This window comes from Streptomyces sp. rh34, from assembly GCF_002551245.1.
Lineage (GTDB): Bacteria > Actinomycetota > Actinomycetes > Streptomycetales > Streptomycetaceae > Streptomyces.
On the sequence record NZ_NTGZ01000052.1, the window covers coordinates 1 to 14939 of the forward strand.

Sequence of the window (14939 nt, forward strand, 5' to 3'; positions counted from 1 at the left end):
CGTCTGGACGGCGGCGTGAGCACTGTTCAGCGCGGCCGTGACGGCGGCGGCCGCCGCCGCGCGCGCGAGGTAGCCCGCGGGCGTTCCGCGGTCCTCCCGCCAAGCGGCCCGCCAGAGGCCGACCCGGGCGAGAGCCAGTTCGAGCGACGCCTCTGCCAGCCGGTGTGCGGTGCCTTGGAACTCGATCAACTGCCGGCCCGCCACGGTCCGCCCGGTGGCCCGTTCCTGGGCGCTCTCCAGACAGCTCCGGGCCACCCCCAGCGCGCCCGCCGCGCGGGCGAGCAGATCGCGGTCGGCGACGCCTCGGGCGGCCGCCGAGTCGAGCGTGATGTCCGGCAGCGCCGCAAGGCCGGGCACCGGGGAGCGTTCGGCACTCCACACGCGTGCGCCCCCGTCGGCGGCACGGGACACCGGCAGGTGCTCGGGCCAGGGCGCGGTCCCCGCCCAGACCTCTGGAGCCTGCTCGGAATCCCCGTACACGTCGAGGAAGGTCCGCACCGCGAGCGCGGCGGACGGATCCCGGCAGTCGGCACCGGTCTCCTCCAGAACCAGACACCAGTCGAACAGGCCCGCGTCCAACATCCCCGGGGAGGGCCGGCCGGGGGCCGCGTCCGCCGTGAGCACTTCCCAGGCGGAGGCCGAGGCGGGCGTGGCCACCGTGCTCTTGCGGACGGCGGCCACCAGGCGGTGCTGCCGGGGTTCGAGGTCCAGGTTCATCGGACCGCCCCTCCGATCGGGTATTCGCCGGCGATGAGGTCCAGCTGGAGTTCCTGCGGCCCGCCGGAGACGGTCAGTTCGGGAGCCTCGGCGACGGCCGGGGCCAGCGCAGCGAACGGCGCGTCCCTGTCAAGCGCAGCGCCGGCCCCGGCACCCAGCTCCTCCCCGGCCCACCGGGCCGTCGCCTGAGCGGCCCGGCCGCAGGCCAGCTTGGTGTAGGCGGTCAGCACCTCGTCCGAGGAAAGACCGTTCGCCGTGTGCGCGGCGTGGTGGGCGAGTGCGCGGGCATTGGCCACGCCGAAGGCCAGCCGGGCCATCGACGGCGCCAGCTCGGCCCGCTCCGGCGCGGGCAGCCGGTGATGGGCGTCCCGCGCGAGACGCAGCCAGGAGGAAGCTCGTGACAGGTAGTCGAAGCCACCGCGTTCGAAGCCGATCGCGGTGGGCAGCAGCGACCAGCCGCCGTGCAGCGGTCCGATCACCGCGTCGGCGCCGACCCGGACCTCGTCGAACTCCACCTGGAAATACGGGGTGCCGGCGGCCCGGGGCACTGGAGTGAGGCGGACCCCGGGTACGTCGAGGTCCACCATGAGGAGGCTGATGCCGTCATAGCGGTGCCGTCCCTCGCGGGTGCGCACGGAGCAGAGAGCGACGCCGGACCAGTCGGTGTACATGGTCCACGCCTTGCTGCCGCTGACGACCCAGCCGTCGCCGTCCGGCACGGCCCTGGTCTCGACCCGGGTGGGGTCGCTGCCCGCCCCCGTCTCTGACAGCAGCAGGCTGGCGAAGAGCCGGCCGGCCGCGATGTCCGGGAGCCAGCGCGCCCGCTGCCCCTCGTCCCCGAAGGCCAGCACCGTACAACCGACCCCCTGCACGGTGACGAGGTGGACCACGTCGGGCAGGCCGTGCTCGCCGATCCGCTCGGCGACCGCCATCTGTTGCGCGAGCGGCAGATCGCGGCCACCGTAGCGGTCGGGGAAGTGACCGGCCAGAAGGCGCTCCTCGCCGAGCCGGGCGAAGACCTCGCGATGGTCGCGGCGCGGGCCGGCGGCCGCAAGCACCCGGTCCACCTCGGCGCGCAGGGCGAGCTGTTCGGGGCTCGGTTCGTCACGCACGGTCGGCCTCCCGCGTGCTGCCCGCCGCGGCCGCTCGCACCATGTCCACCTGGGCCGCGAAGTCGTCGAGCGTCGGGTGGGCGAACAGCTGGGAGACCCGCAGTCGCAGACCGGTCCGGCGCGCGAGCCGCCGCACCAGGTGCATCGCGGCGATGCTGTCTCCGCCGACGAAGAAGAAGTCGTCCTGCAGGGTCACTTCGGGGTTGCCCAGCAGCTCCCTGACCATGGCCAGGACCGCCGACGGTATGTCGACGGTGTCCAGGTCCTCGAAACGGTCCTCCATCTGGCCGTTCCACATCCTCTCTATCTCGTTCCGACCTCTGTCGGTGGGCGGGTCCCGTGGTCCGGTCCGCTCAAGCGCTGGAGCTGTGCGCGGCGCACCTGCGATGTCCGTCCTGTCCGTCCCTCTCCGCCGCTGTCCTCACCGGTGGGGCCGTCAAGGTGTGCCGGGGCGGGGGGAGTCAGACGGGCAGCGCCGTGCCCACGGTGGTGGCCAGGGATGTCAGCAGGGTCCGGTCCACCTTCCCGTTGGCGGTGACGGGGAGTGCGTCGACCCGCCGCCACAGCGCGGGCACCATGTACCCGGGCAGCCGCTCCCGCATGAACACCGCCAGCGCACGCGCCCCGGGGGCCTCCGGCGCGGCCGAGGCCACCACGGCCACCAGCCGTAGCCCGGTCGGGCCGGCATGCGGGACGACCGCGGCCTCCACCACCCCGGCGTGCTCCAGCAACCGGGCTTCTATTTCGGCGAGTTCGACCCGGAAGCCGCGCACCTTGACCAGCTGGTCCTCCCGGCCGTGGTAGATCAGCTCGCCCTCGGCGGTGAGTTCCCCGAGATCCCCGGTGCGGTACATGCGCTGCCCGGGGAAGTGCGGGTCGGGGTCCGCCACGAAGCGTTCCGCCGTCCGCCCCGGCCGGCCCAGATAGCCCTGGGCCAGACCGGCGCCGCCAAGGTAGATCTCCCCCACGGTGCCCGGTGCGGCGTGGGCCAGAGTGTCGGTCAGCACCCGGGCGCGGACCCCTGCGATCGGCGCGCCGATCGGGACCAGTGGTCCCGCGTCCTCCTCGGTGCACCGGTGCACCGTGCTCCAGACGGTGCCCTCCGTCGGGCCGTACTCGTTGAAGAGTTCGGCGTCGAGCCCGGCGGCCAGGTGTTCGCGCAGCAGTGGGTGCGGCAGGTACTCCCCGCCAAGGACGACACAGCGCACGTCGCGCAACGCGGCCGAGTGGAACCTCAGCAGGGAAGCGTACTGAGACGGCAGGCCGTCGAGGTGGGTCACACCCTCGCGCAGCACCAGCTCGGACAGCAGCTCCGGGTCGAGCGACTCCTCGGCGGTGGGCAGCACCAGCCGACCACCGCAGGACAGCGTGAAGTAGAGCCCGGCCACCGCCGCGTCGATGCTCAGCGGCGCCAGCATCAAGTACGTGACCGCGTCGTGCGGGTAGACATCGAAACGGGTCAGAGTAGAGGCGACGGCGGCCCGATGGTCCACGACCACACCCTTGGGCCTGCCTGTCGAGCCGGAGGTGAAAATCGCGTACGCGGGCCGATCCGGCCCGGGGGAAGGCCTGCCGACGCCGCTGAGAAGCGGGGGGCCGCCCGCTGCGCGGGCGACGGGAACCCGCACCGCGCCCGTGTGCTCCGCCAGTCGGCCGTCCTGTCCTGTCACCACCACCCGCAGGTCCGCCTCCTCGGCGATCACCCGCATCCGGTCGGCCGGGAGGTCGACCGGGACGGGCACGTAGGCGGCGCCCGCGATCAGTACCCCGAGCAGCCCCACGATCGTCTCGGCGGTCCGGTCCGCCGCGACGCCTACGAAGTCGCCGGCCGACACACCGGCCCGCCGCAGCTCGTCAGCCAACTGCTCTGCCGCACCGACCAGCTCACCGAAGCTCATCGAGACTCCGGCAACGGTCACGGCGGGTGCCGACGGTTCGCGGGAGGCCGCGGCGAGGACCAGATCGTGCAGACCGGCCCCGGGCGTCGGGGCGGGACGCCCCGTACGCCGGGCCGGACGGGAGTGCACCGGGAAGATCATCGGCCGCCCGATTCGGCAACCTGGCTCGCGGGCCGCAGATCGGTCCAGTGGACCTCGACGAAGTCAAGACAGCCCTGCCTGGAGTCCGGGCCGTGGGCGACCCGCCACCCCGCCGGCACGTCGAGGGCAGACGGCCACAAGGAGTGCTGGTTCTCACCGTTCACCAGGATGATGTACTCGCCATCGTTGTCCTCGAAGGGGCTGCTCATCACACCGCTCTCTGTCGCGTCGCTGGATACCGCTCAGACGGTACGAGCCGATCAGGGAGGCGACAGGCAGGAGCAGCGGCAGTTCGCGATTGCCGGGCGGCGGCTCGCGGGCTGCTCGCGAGCCGCCGGTGATACTGCCGTTCGCCGTCCCGACGGCCTCCTACTGTTCGTCAGGTCCTCGCCGGCACCCGAAGGAGTACCCAGATGGCCGATACACAGAGCCGGGCGCGCCACGCACGGCCGACCGAGCGGGTCCAGTCGGCGGGCTCGGCCCGGTCACCAACGACCGGCTCCGCCCGCTCCCTCGACGAGGCGTTCGCCGCCGTCGCGGCCATCACGCCCGAAGCGGTCGCGGTGTGCGACGACGACCTCGAACTGACCTACGCCGAACTGGACGAACTGGCGGCGCTGCTGGCTGCCGGCCTGCGTGCCGGAGGTGTCCGGCCCGGGGACCGGGTCGGGGTCTGCCTGGACCGTTCCGCCGAACTGGTCGTCGCCCTTCTCGGGGTTCTCAAGGCGGGGGCGGCCTACGTCCCCGTCGACCCCGCCTACCCCACCGAGCGGCTCGCGTACTCGGCGCGCAATGCCAAGATCACCCTGCTGGTCACCCGGCTGAGCAACTTCCCGGTGCCTGAAGGCTGCGTCACGGCGACCCCCGACGAGCTGCTCGCCGACGAGCTGCCGGCCCACGCCCCTGCCGACAGCGGGCCGATGGCCGGCGCCGGGCCCGACGACACCGCCTACGTGATCTACACCTCGGGCTCCACCGGGCGGCCCAAGGGCGTGGCCGTCCCGCACCGCAACGTGCTGAGCCTGATTGAGGCGACCCGGGCCGATTTCGGACTCGGTTCCACGGATGTGTGGACGCTGTTCCACTCCAGCGCCTTCGATTTCTCCGTCTGGGAGATGTGGGGGTGTCTGCTGACCGGCGGCCGCCTGGTGACCGTGCCCTACTTCACCTCCCGGGATCCGGAGCGGTTCCGCGACCTGCTGGTGGAGAGAGGGGTCACCGTGCTCAACCAGACGCCCTCGGCCCTTTCCCATCTCCTGGCCGTCGAACACGGCGACGTCGCGGTCCGGTTGCTGATCCTGGGAGGCGAGCCGCTCGACACCGCTGTACTGCTGCCCTGGTTCGACCGGCACCCCGACACCGCCTGCCGGGTGATCAACATGTTCGGCATCACCGAGACCACCGTTCACGTCACCGCTCAGACCCTGACCAGGGAACTCGCCCTTACCGGGACTCGCTCGGTCGGCACCGCTCTCCCCGGCTGGTATCTCTACGTGCTCGACCCGGCCGGCCGGCCCGTACCGGTCGGAGAGCCTGGCGAAATTCACGTCGGTGGTGCCGGAGTCGCCCAGTGCTACATGGGCGAACCCGCCTTGACCGCCGAGCGGTTCCTGCCCGACCCCTTCCACGGGGGCCGGATGTACCGCAGCGGCGACCGTGGACGGCTGCGCCCCGACGGCTTGCTGGAGCACCTCGGACGCGTCGACAACCAGGTGAAGGTGCGGGGCTTCCGGATCGAGCTGGACGAGATCCGCTCCGTGCTGCTGGAGGACTCCTCGGTCAGGGCCGCAGCCGTCGCGGTGCGCGAGGGCGCCGTCCCGCGGATCGACGCCTACATCGTGCTCGACGGCGGAGACGTGGACGCTGTCCGCCGTCGCCTGCTGACTGTCCTGCCCGACTACATGGTGCCCGCGACACTCACCGAGGTCGGAGCCCTGCCGCTGACCGCGAGCGGCAAGGTCGACCTGGCCCGGCTGCCGCCTCCCGCCCCGCCCCGGCGGGCGGAGCGGGAGGCCGCGCCGACCGCCGACGACGCGCTGGCCGCCCGGCTTCGGGCGCTCTGGACCGAACTGCTGGGCGTGCCGGTCGGCGTGGACGACGACTTCTTCGAGGTCGGCGGCAACTCGACGCTCGCCGTCCGCAGTTCCGCCGCCATGCGGGCCGAGGGCCTTCCCACCCTGCGGCTGCGGCAGTTCTACCGCCACCCCACCATCCGCGCCGTCGTCTCTGTGCTGACCGCCGGGGCGGCGCGGGAGCCCCAGCAGGTCACGGAGCGCCCGCAGGCCCAAGCGCACGGATAGATTCGCAGGTCAGGAGCGCTCTAACAACGGCTAACACAATGACGCGGATCGGCGCTGTTGACCGTGTCCGCGTCAGGAGTTGGGCGTTGTCCGGGCATGGGGACTTCGCCGTGGATCGTGTCGGATGACCTGTGGGAGCGGATCGAGCCCCTGCTGCCGCGCAAGAAGCGTCGGTTTCGGCATCCTGGACGCAAGCCACTGCCCGACCGGCAGGTGTTGTGCGGCATCCTCTTCGTGCTGCACACCGGCATCCAGTGGGAGTACCTGCCGAAGGAGTTGGGCTTCGGGTCGGGCATGACCTGCTGGCGTCGGCTGCGGGACTGGAGCGAGGCCGGCGTCTGGCAGCAACTGCATGAAGCGCTGCTGGCTGAGCTCAACGCGGCGGCCCGTCTCGACTGGTCGCGTGCGGTGGTCGACTCCAGCCACGTGCGCGCCATAAAAGGGGGAGCCAGACGGGACCGAGCCCGGTCGATCGCGGCCGAACCGGATCGAAACACCACCTGATCACCGACGGACACGGCACACCGCTCGCCGTGATCCTCACCGGCGGCAACCGCAACGACGTCACCCAGCTCCTGCCGCTGATCGACGCCATCCCACCTATCAAGGGCCGGGTCGGGCATCCGCGACGTAGGCCGGACTCACTCTTCGCCGACCGCGGGTACGACCACGACATCTACCGCGACCAGGTCCGCCAACGCCGCATCGTCCCGGCAATCGCCCGCCGCGGCACCCTCCACGGCACCGGATTGGGCAAGTACCGCTGGGTCGTCGAACGCAGCTTCGCCTGGCTCCACGGCTTCAAACGCCTCCGCATCCGCTGGGAACGCCGAGCCGACATCCACGAAGCCTTCCTCAAACTCGCCTGCTGCCTCATCACCCACCGACAGATCGACTCACTGTGCAGGCCGATGCCGGTCCGTGAGACCCATCCGGCTACTTCCAGACGGTGAAGTAGTCCTTGACAGGCGTAGTGATCTTGAAAACCATCCCGTACTCGCGTCGCAGATCCGCCACGCTGGTCGAGGCAGGCTCGTTGAGGCAACGTCGCACCGGCGGCTCATGAGGGCTGCACGGGCGTGGCTCTTCAATCAGCTGACCTGTGTGCCCACTGCGCACCTGGTCCCAGCTGAGAGTGAGAGTGGTGCCGCCGGACAAGTGTGCTGGTTCCCCGGTTCCTGGTCCTTGCGGGTCGCCTGTTTTCCCGCGGTAGTAGTCGACGACTGTGCGCGCGTAGTGGAACTCATGGTTGAAGGGGATGGGAGGTCCCGTACGGTCTCCTGCGCTGAGCACTCCGTCGATGGTGTCGGCCATCCTGCGGGGATCTGCCCCAAAGTAGGCAGCAACGGACATCATGCATTTGATCTTGTACCTGGCGGAGCCTGTCGGGAGGAACAGCTCCTTCGCGCTCCCGCCAACGCACACGTCTTCCAGAACAACCAGCCCCAGCGTGAGCGGCGTTTCGGCGTCCCAGACGGCGATGACGTCCCGGCTGGCCAACTCCGCCTCCTGCCGCGCCTTCAGGGCTTCTGGGCTGCCAGCCAGTTTGCGCACGGTCTTCTCGCTGGTCGCGCGCCCGCACGCTGCGAGAACAAGCACCAAGACGATAGTGAAAGGTAAGCCGATCACGCGGCGTATCCAGGATCTCCGCTGTCGGCTCCGAGCCGGCGAACCGGGCCAGGTCGCAGCGACAGTAGCCAGAAGAACAGCCAGGACGAGTATCACGATCCAGAAGGTGGTCGCCATGACGGCCATGATTCGCTAGCTGCACGAACCTCTGCTACCCGTACAGATACTCATAGAGCTCGACGTCGAGGGAACTGGGCACGTGCGGCAGCAGCGGACTCAGGCGACCTCATAGCTGGGACGGTACTGGCGCCGTGCGGCAGCGCCGGACACCCATCTCCTACCTGGAGCGACAGCAACGTCACCTCATTCTGTTAGGCGCTGTTAGGAGCCGGCCGCCGCTATGGCAGTGGTGCTGCCCTGTTGTGAGCGGGGGGTCTTCTCGCCGACACGGTTGGGCTCGATGGTCCGGGGGTCGACAGCTTCTCCGGGGGCGCCTTGTCGGTAGACGCCTTCGGGGTCGGAGTCACGGTCGTGGGGCAGGAGGAAGAACACCCTGCGCCGGTACAGGCCGCTGTCGGGGTCAGCCTCAGCTGCGGTGCCGAGCTCGATGTAGCCGATCATCCGGCCGTCGCGGGCATAACGCGGCTTGCTCTTGCGGCGAGGGGTTTTGTCCAGGGCCTGACGGACGTAGTCAAGCCGTTCGGGATCTTCGAGCCACACCACGTTCTCTTCGTCGGCGAGGTCGCTGTCCGTCAGTAGCGAGCTCATGGCCGCGACCTCTCCTTCGTCGGCGTGCACCGGGTTGGCCGGTGCCTGCGTGGTGTATCTGTTCCCTGCAGTGGAGCAAGGCAGTCGTTCATACCTCGCTGGGCACTCGTGCCTATGGGGGCATCCTGGGCGGCTCCCGGGAATGGGAACCGACGTAGCGCCCGCTCATCGTAGATCGGGCGCGCCCCGATGGCTCGGGGGCCTGAAGCTGGCCAGGGCCGGTGGGCGTGCTGGTTGTTCATTCTTCGGCTGCCAGGGCGAGGTTCGGGTAGAACTTGCGGCCGTTGGATTTGATCATGTCGGCCGGTGAGGCGAGGCCGACTTCCTGGCGGACGCGGGTGGCGAAGGCCCGGGCGGTGCCGGGGCGGATGCCTTCGCTGTTCGCGCACCAGGTGCTGTACGAGGCGTAGAGCAGTCCCTGCTCTACGCGGAGTTCGTTGTTCTCCGGGTCGTGGATGCAGCATTCGGTCAGGAAGCGGCCGATGTGGTCCTCGGTGTTCGCGTAGGCGGTGGTCGCGATGCGGACGCGGTCCGGGCCGGCGAGGGTGTCGCGGGTGGCGAGGTAGCGGCTGGCGCCTTCGGTGAGCCAGTGCAGGATGCCGGGGCCTTCGTCCTCGACGAGTTCCACTGCGAGGTTGTCGATCTTCCGCTCGTCGGGGACGATCCGTTCGAAGGGCAGCAGGCGGATGCGGCGCCAGAACGCGAAGCCGCCGGTGGAGACCTCGGGTCGGTGGTTGCCCAGGAGCCACAGTTTGTGGGTGGGGGTGAAGGAGAAGTAGTCCTGCCGCATCCGGCGGGCTTTGATCTTGTCTCCTCCGGTGAGGAGCCGGACGCGTGCTTCGTCGAAGCGGTCGTTCGGCTTGAGCTCGCTGCAGACGATCAGGCGTCGTCCGTGGAGTTCGGTGAGCTCGGTGGAGTGCTCGGAGAAGGCGCCGCGATCCATGAGGAAGCCGGGTGGGGCCGCATCTGCGTAGTCGCCGAGGATCTGGATCATCACGTCGAGGAGGACGGACTTGCCGTTCTTGCCCTGGCCGTGGAGGAAGGGCAGGACCTGGGCGCCGACGTCACCGGTGATGGAGTAGCCGAGCAGGAGGTGCAGGAAGTCGATCATCTCCCGGCCTTCGGCGTCCTCGCCGAAGGTGTCGTCCAGGAAGCGGTGCCAGCGGGGGGTGGGCATGTTCTGGGGGGCGACGCTGGTGGCCCGGGAATGGAAGTCCCGGGTGGGATCGGGCTTCCGGATGCGGCCGTTGCGGAGGTCGACGACGCCGTCCGGGGTGCACAAGGCGTAGGGGTCCCCGTCGAGGGTGTCGGGGTCCAGGGAGAGGTCGGGGGACGCTTTGGCCTGGGTGAGGAGTGCCTTCATGCCGGTGGTCGACATGGTGCGCTTCTTGTGGTGATGGAGTTCCCGTTCGCTGAACAGTCCGCGGGGGTCGGTGTCGGGGATCTCCTCGGCCATCTCTCCGGCCGCCCACAGAGCAGCCTTCTCGCCCCCGGTGCGCTTCCATCGGTAGCCGTCCCAGGAGTACCAGCCCAGGCCCTCGACGTGGCGGAACCTGTCGCGGTAGAGGCGGACGAACAGCTTCGCGTTGCCTCGGTCCGTGAGCGTTCCCGGGATCTCCCCAGGCGGGGGCCACGCCGCCGGAGCGGGAGCCGTCTCGGGGGCGCTCTGGGCGGGGAAGGGTGTCGCCGGGGCCGGGAGGGGTTCAGCGACGGCTTCGAGGGCGAGCATCTGCTGAGCGGCGGCAGTTGCGTCAAAGCGCTGGCTTTCGGCGCTGCTGCTCATGAGCGTCCTTTGAGGTGGAGCGGTCGGGCGGCCCCTGCTGCGAGGCCGTCGCGAATGATCTTCTCGTTCTGGGAGGTCTGTTGAGGCCTGGCCGCGTGGGCGGTGACGGTCAGCAGATCACGTATGGCGGGTTCATCCAGGTGCCCCGCAGCGGCGAGTCCGCCGGCCGTGAAGGCGGCCCGGTTGAGCTTCTCGGTGAAGGCAGCGCCTTCAGGGACTGTCCCGCACTGGGCGACCTCGTCGAGAAGCGGTTCCAGGACCCGATGCGCGGCTTGCGGGCTCCGAGGGCCGCGGGCACGAGGGACGGGAGTCGGCCGGGGTTGTTGCGTGGTGACGACGTGTCCGGTGCGGGAGAGTTCATTCGCGAGCCAGGCGGGGAGCGGAGCCGGCTGCCGGACATCTCCCAGTGGCTCGTAGGTTCCCTGCCGGGTACGGGTCGTGGGGGCCACGATGTAGCCGCCCTCGGCTCGCACGTCGACCTGCCAGGCGAGAGCGACCTTCGGGCTGGAGCCGGCGGAGGACCGGTACCGGACCCCGCCGGTGGGGAGCCGGTACCAGATGTGGAGGCCGCCAGAGGGGGTGCTCACCCGCAGCGTAGTGGTGTCCTGGGCGGGGTCGGCTTGCTGACGGTAGGCGGCCAGGAGTGCCATGGTGTCGAAGCCGGAAGCGAGACCGTCAAGGTCGACCGAGTCGTGGATCTGGATTCCCGGGAGGAGACGGCTTCGGTCGGGGACGGGCACGCTGTGGGCGTCGATGTCGATCACGATGAGGTTGGCCGGTCCGCAGGCGACCCCGACTCCGGCATCGGGGCTGGCGGTCCACCAGGTGTCGATGTTCCGCAGGTCGGTGGTGCCGGCGTGGAAGCCGTGGCACGGGCGTCCGGCCCTGGGGCAAGGGCATGTTCGAGGGTCGTGGTGCTGGGCCCTGCAGGCGGGGCAGTTCGCTTGAGGAGTCTTCCTCCCCGGAGCCAGTGGGTGCACTGGCCATCCGTTTCCTGCGCACCAGCGGGCCAGCACGAGTGAGGACACCACGTTGCCGGGAGGGCCCGCGGGGGGCGTCTCGTCTCGGCGGCGCACGTGGTGTCCTCGTTCGTCAGGTCGCAGGGCTTCGGCCCCTGCGGCCCATGGGTTGAAACCTGCTGGTCAGCTGCTTGCCGTACCGGCAGTAGGGACTGAAGGGACTGTCTTTCCGAATGAGTGTAGGGCTCTGCTCCTGGAATAGGGGGGCGACCTCCCCCGCGAGTCGCTATCGAACTTTTCAGTCCCTTCAGTCCCTTCACACGTCCTGCTCTCCGGAAGGGGCGAAGGAACGTTCGATCCGAGCTAGTCAACGGCGGCAGGGCCTCACGTGAGGGCGTCGAGGTTCGGTCCCTGCGTTCAGTCCCTGTGTGTTCTTGCAGGTCAGAGCGCCTCCACATCCCCGAACAGGGACTGAAGGGACTCAAGTTCCTAATTATCAGCCAGCAGGGGGAACGAGTAGACAGGATTCACGCGCCTGCATACGCGCGCTCACGTAGTCGCGTGATAACCCTCAACTTGAGTCCCTTCAGTCCCTGTTCGGGGGGTTACATAGTGCCTGACCTGCTCTTTTACGGAGGGACTGAACGCAGGGACTGAACCGTGAAGCCTCTTGCCTCTCGGGTTTTCCTTCGCCTGAAAGAGCTAGTGAAGTCCTGCAACGTACTTCTTGGCACCGGGTGCGGATGGTGCCGTGCATGGCCGAGCGGGCGCCCGGGGATCATCCCTGGGACTCTGATCCGCCCTCGACCCGAAGACCACCGGCCGGCACGCACAAGACTTCCTCTCAGGCGGGAACCTTGGCCGAGGTGCCCTGCTGGACGGCTGGCCCGCACCATGGTCGACGGTCCGGCCGAAAAATGGACGCTGAGGACGGCGGTCACAGCCCCGAGCGGGCCCGCGTAGCGGGTCGCGTCCCGGGTGCAGGCGGGGCTCGTCCCCAGCCGGGCCCTCGTGGGCCGCCCCGCCTCCTCTCGCTCCTGGCGCCCCCGTTCAACCTGCGCATCGCCCGAGCAGTGACACTCGCTGACCTGGGCGCAGCTCTCCTGCCCTGCATCTTCCTACTCCATCCGCATGTGAGGGACGGAGCCTCTGCTCAGCCACCTCCTGCGGCGGGTAGGGGTGAGGAGGCGGAGCGGAAGTCGAGATACCGGGAGGAGAACGGCCGTGACGGAAAGTGCCCAACACCAAGGTGTGCGTCCCAGCCGGCGTGTCTTCGTGCGGGGAGCCGCGGGAGCCGTGGGGACTGCGGGTCTGACCGGCACGATGGCGGTGAGTGCTGCTTCCGGCACGCCGACGGCGGGCTCCGGCGATGGTCGGGTGCCGTTCCACGGTGCTCACCAAGCGGGGATCCTCACCCGGCAGCAGCGGTTCGGCGGCTTTGCCGCCTTCGACGTGCTCGCACATGACCGGGCCGAGCTGGCGGCGCTCCTCAAAAGGCTGACCACCCGGTGCCGCACCCTGACGGCGGGTGTCACACCGCTGGACCCGGACGTGGCAGCGCTGCGAGGCCCTGAGGACCGGCTGACCATCACCGTCGGGGTGGGTGCCTCACTCTTCGACGGACGTTACGGGCTGACGGGGGCGCTGCCACCGGGACTCGTCCAGATGCCGGAGTTCCCGGGAGACCGGCTCGATCCGGGAAACTGTCACGGCGATCTCTCCGTGCAGATCTGCGCCCAGCACCCGGACGCCGTCCTCCACGTCGTACGGGATCTGGCCCGGGAGACCTCGGGGCTGCTGCAGACCCGGTGGCGGGTCGACGGCTTCCTGAACCCGCCGCGCCCCGAGGGCTCCCCGCGGTCGTTCGTCGGCTTCAAGGACGGCACCGCGCACCCGGACACGGCGTCGGCGCGGGAGATGGACCGGCTGGTCTGGGTCGGGCCGGAGGGGCCCGGCTGGGCGCGCGGCGGGAGCTACCAGGTCCTGCGCACCATCGGGCTGCGGGCCGAGGCGTGGGACCGGGTTCCTCTGGGTGAGCAGGAGCGGATCTTCGGCCGCCGCAAGTCGACCGGGGCGCCGCTCGACGGACGTAAGGAGAGCGACCTGCCCGACTACGGGCGAGACCCGCAGGGACTGCTCACACCGCTCGACTCCCACATCCGTCGGGCCAATCCGCGGACCGCCGGGACCGAGGACTCGGTCCTGCTGCGCCGGAGCTACAACCTCGACCGGGGCCTCACGCCCGACGGGACGCTCGATGTGGGGCTGGTCTTCTGCTGCTATCAGCGGGACATCGCCCGGCAGTTCGCGACCGTGCAGAAGCGGCTGGAGGGCGAGCGGTTCGCGGACTTCAGCACCACGACGGGCGGCGGCTACTTCCTCGCACTGCCAGGGGTGTCCGGCGCCTCGGACTGGTACGGCTCCACTCTGCTCGCCCCCTGAGAGCCCAGGCTTGGATGTTGACCAAGCCCATCTGGGACAGCCTGAAGCTGCTCGCACCGGCCCACAACGGTCGCGGCATCACGTACTCCAAGCCCCTCTGGCGGCGTCGGAAGGAGCAGCGGGCCGGGCGCTGCGGGGCGGGGTGCGGCCCGGTCTGTTGCCCGCCATTTTGCCCCTCGTGCCGGGCCGGATGGCTCGCATCTCCGCCGGCCGTTCTGACTCGCTCCGTCCAGGCGGCGGCACTGCGGCCGGGACTCCAGCTCCCGGGGGCAGGGGTCAGTGGGTGATGGGGTGGAGGAGGTCGTGGTCGCGTTCGTAGTTCGCCAGAGCAAGGCCGAGGGCGAAGAAGGTGGGTGCCCACTCGCCGACGAAGATGCCCCACCGGTCGGCCCGCGCGGTGCCAGCTGGCTCGACTTTCATCGATCCGTACCAGGAGACGACGGACAGGCCGATCGAGGCGAACGCCGCGGTGTAGGCGTGCTCGGCCTTCAGGCCCTTCTCGTGCAGCATCTTGACGATCATGAATCTTCCAAGGGACGTAGGGAAACGGTCTTCATCCACCGTCGCTGCTGGGCACCGGGTCGGCATCTTGGAACTCTGCCGCCCGACGCTCCAGCGGGTTCCCCGATCGGGGCATCGCGGGGCGGGATGCCCGGTGGCGATGGTGGCACTGGTGTACCTGCGCGAACACACCACTCTGGCGAAGATCGCTGCCGGGTTCGGGATCAGCGAGTCCACCGCGCATGCTTACACCACCGCGGTCGTGGACCTGCTCGCCGCCCGTGCACCGGGCCTGCTGAAGATGCTGCGTGAGCACGACCCCGACTTTGTCCTGCTCGACGGGACGCTCGCCGAATGCGACCGGATCGGCGACGGCCGGGCGGACTACTCCCACAGGCCCGACGCCACGGCGTGAACGTACAGGTCCTCACCGATCCCGACGGCCGGCTGCTGTGGCTCTCGCCCGCCCTGCCGGGCCGCACCCACGACCTGACCGCCGCCCGTACCCATCGGATCATCCGGATCTGCGAGCGCCAGGGAGTGCCGATCGTGGCCGATCTCGCTTACCAGGGTGCCGGCCCGTGGCTGACCACCGGCGTCAAACGCAGACCCCTACGGGAACTCACCACCACCGAGAAGACCCGCAACCGAGCCCTGGCCGCAGCACGCGCCCGTCGAACGCGGCGTCGCCCGCCTGAAGTCCTGGCGCATCTTCCGCAGGTCCCGCAGCAGCCCCAACCTCCTAATGG

11 protein-coding genes and 3 pseudogenes are annotated in these 14939 nt (G+C 69.9%); 4 read left to right on the plus strand and 10 right to left on the minus strand.

Annotated features, from left to right (window positions below; translation table 11 throughout):
* The 5 genes from CR470_RS12780 to CR470_RS12800 all read right to left on the minus strand — a co-directional run.
* The coding region (locus tag CR470_RS12780; RefSeq protein WP_257138607.1) for an acyl-CoA dehydrogenase family protein at positions 1-717 on the minus strand (717 nt) is incomplete at its 3' end.
* The gene (locus tag CR470_RS12785; RefSeq protein WP_097867715.1) at positions 714-1829 is read right to left on the minus strand and encodes an acyl-CoA dehydrogenase family protein; all 1116 of its coding nucleotides are present in this window, start codon (positions 1827-1829) and stop codon (positions 714-716) included. The genes CR470_RS12785 and CR470_RS12780, both read right to left, overlap by 4 nt.
* Entirely contained in the window at positions 1822-2127 is a 306-nt protein-coding gene (locus tag CR470_RS12790) for an acyl carrier protein (protein WP_097867716.1), read from the minus strand. Before CR470_RS12790 ends, CR470_RS12785 begins: the two co-directional genes overlap by 8 nt.
* A 163-nt stretch (positions 2128-2290) precedes the next feature.
* Positions 2291-3856, minus strand: a complete 1566-nt coding sequence (locus CR470_RS12795; protein ID WP_179892235.1) for an amino acid adenylation domain-containing protein — start codon at positions 3854-3856, stop codon at positions 2291-2293.
* 8 nt (positions 3857-3864) lie between these two features.
* Positions 3865-4077, minus strand: a complete 213-nt coding sequence (locus CR470_RS12800; protein ID WP_097867734.1) for an MbtH family protein — start codon at positions 4075-4077, stop codon at positions 3865-3867.
* A gap of 246 nt (positions 4078-4323) precedes the next feature.
* Here CR470_RS12800 and CR470_RS12805 point away from each other — a divergent pair.
* Positions 4324-6168 (plus strand): annotated as a pseudogene (locus CR470_RS12805) (non-ribosomal peptide synthetase); the annotation flags it as partial.
* Positions 6169-6247: 79 nt separating this feature from the next.
* A pseudogene (locus CR470_RS12810) lies at positions 6248-7121 on the plus strand (IS5 family transposase).
* On the opposite strand, the gene CR470_RS12815 reads toward CR470_RS12810, so the two are convergent.
* The 4 genes from CR470_RS12815 to CR470_RS12830 all read right to left on the minus strand — a co-directional run bounded on the left by CR470_RS12815 (position 7105) and on the right by CR470_RS12830 (position 11301).
* Complete coding sequence (locus CR470_RS12815) at positions 7105-7914, minus strand: hypothetical protein (RefSeq protein WP_143663804.1); 810 nt, start codon at positions 7912-7914, stop codon at positions 7105-7107. The pseudogene CR470_RS12810 and the gene CR470_RS12815 overlap by 17 nt on opposite strands.
* Positions 7915-8118: 204 nt before the next feature.
* The gene (locus tag CR470_RS12820; RefSeq protein ID WP_097867735.1) at positions 8119-8505 is read right to left on the minus strand and encodes a DUF6009 family protein; all 387 of its coding nucleotides are present in this window, start codon (positions 8503-8505) and stop codon (positions 8119-8121) included.
* A gap of 238 nt (positions 8506-8743) precedes the next feature.
* Positions 8744-10288 carry a DNA primase family protein gene (locus tag CR470_RS12825; RefSeq protein WP_097867721.1) on the minus strand — a complete coding sequence of 515 codons (1545 nt, stop codon included), beginning with the start codon at positions 10286-10288 and terminating at the stop codon, positions 8744-8746.
* Positions 10285-11301, minus strand: coding sequence for a bifunctional DNA primase/polymerase (locus CR470_RS12830; protein ID WP_097867736.1), 1017 nt, complete (start codon positions 11299-11301; stop codon positions 10285-10287). The genes CR470_RS12825 and CR470_RS12830 overlap by 4 nt, the downstream gene beginning before the upstream one ends.
* Positions 11302-12543: 1242 nt before the next feature.
* Here CR470_RS12830 and CR470_RS12835 point away from each other — a divergent pair.
* Complete coding sequence (locus CR470_RS12835; RefSeq protein ID WP_097867737.1) at positions 12544-13689, plus strand: Dyp-type peroxidase; 1146 nt, start codon at positions 12544-12546, stop codon at positions 13687-13689.
* Positions 13690-13965: 276 nt separating this feature from the next.
* Here CR470_RS12835 and CR470_RS12840 read toward each other — a convergent pair whose 3' ends face one another.
* A complete protein-coding gene (locus CR470_RS12840) occupies positions 13966-14211 on the minus strand; it encodes a hypothetical protein (protein ID WP_097867722.1) in 246 nt (81 codons plus the stop codon).
* Positions 14212-14275: 64 nt separating this feature from the next.
* Here CR470_RS12840 and CR470_RS12845 point away from each other — a divergent pair.
* Positions 14276-14929: pseudogene (locus tag CR470_RS12845) on the plus strand (transposase family protein); the annotation flags it as partial.
* Positions 14930-14939 lie beyond the last annotated feature (10 nt).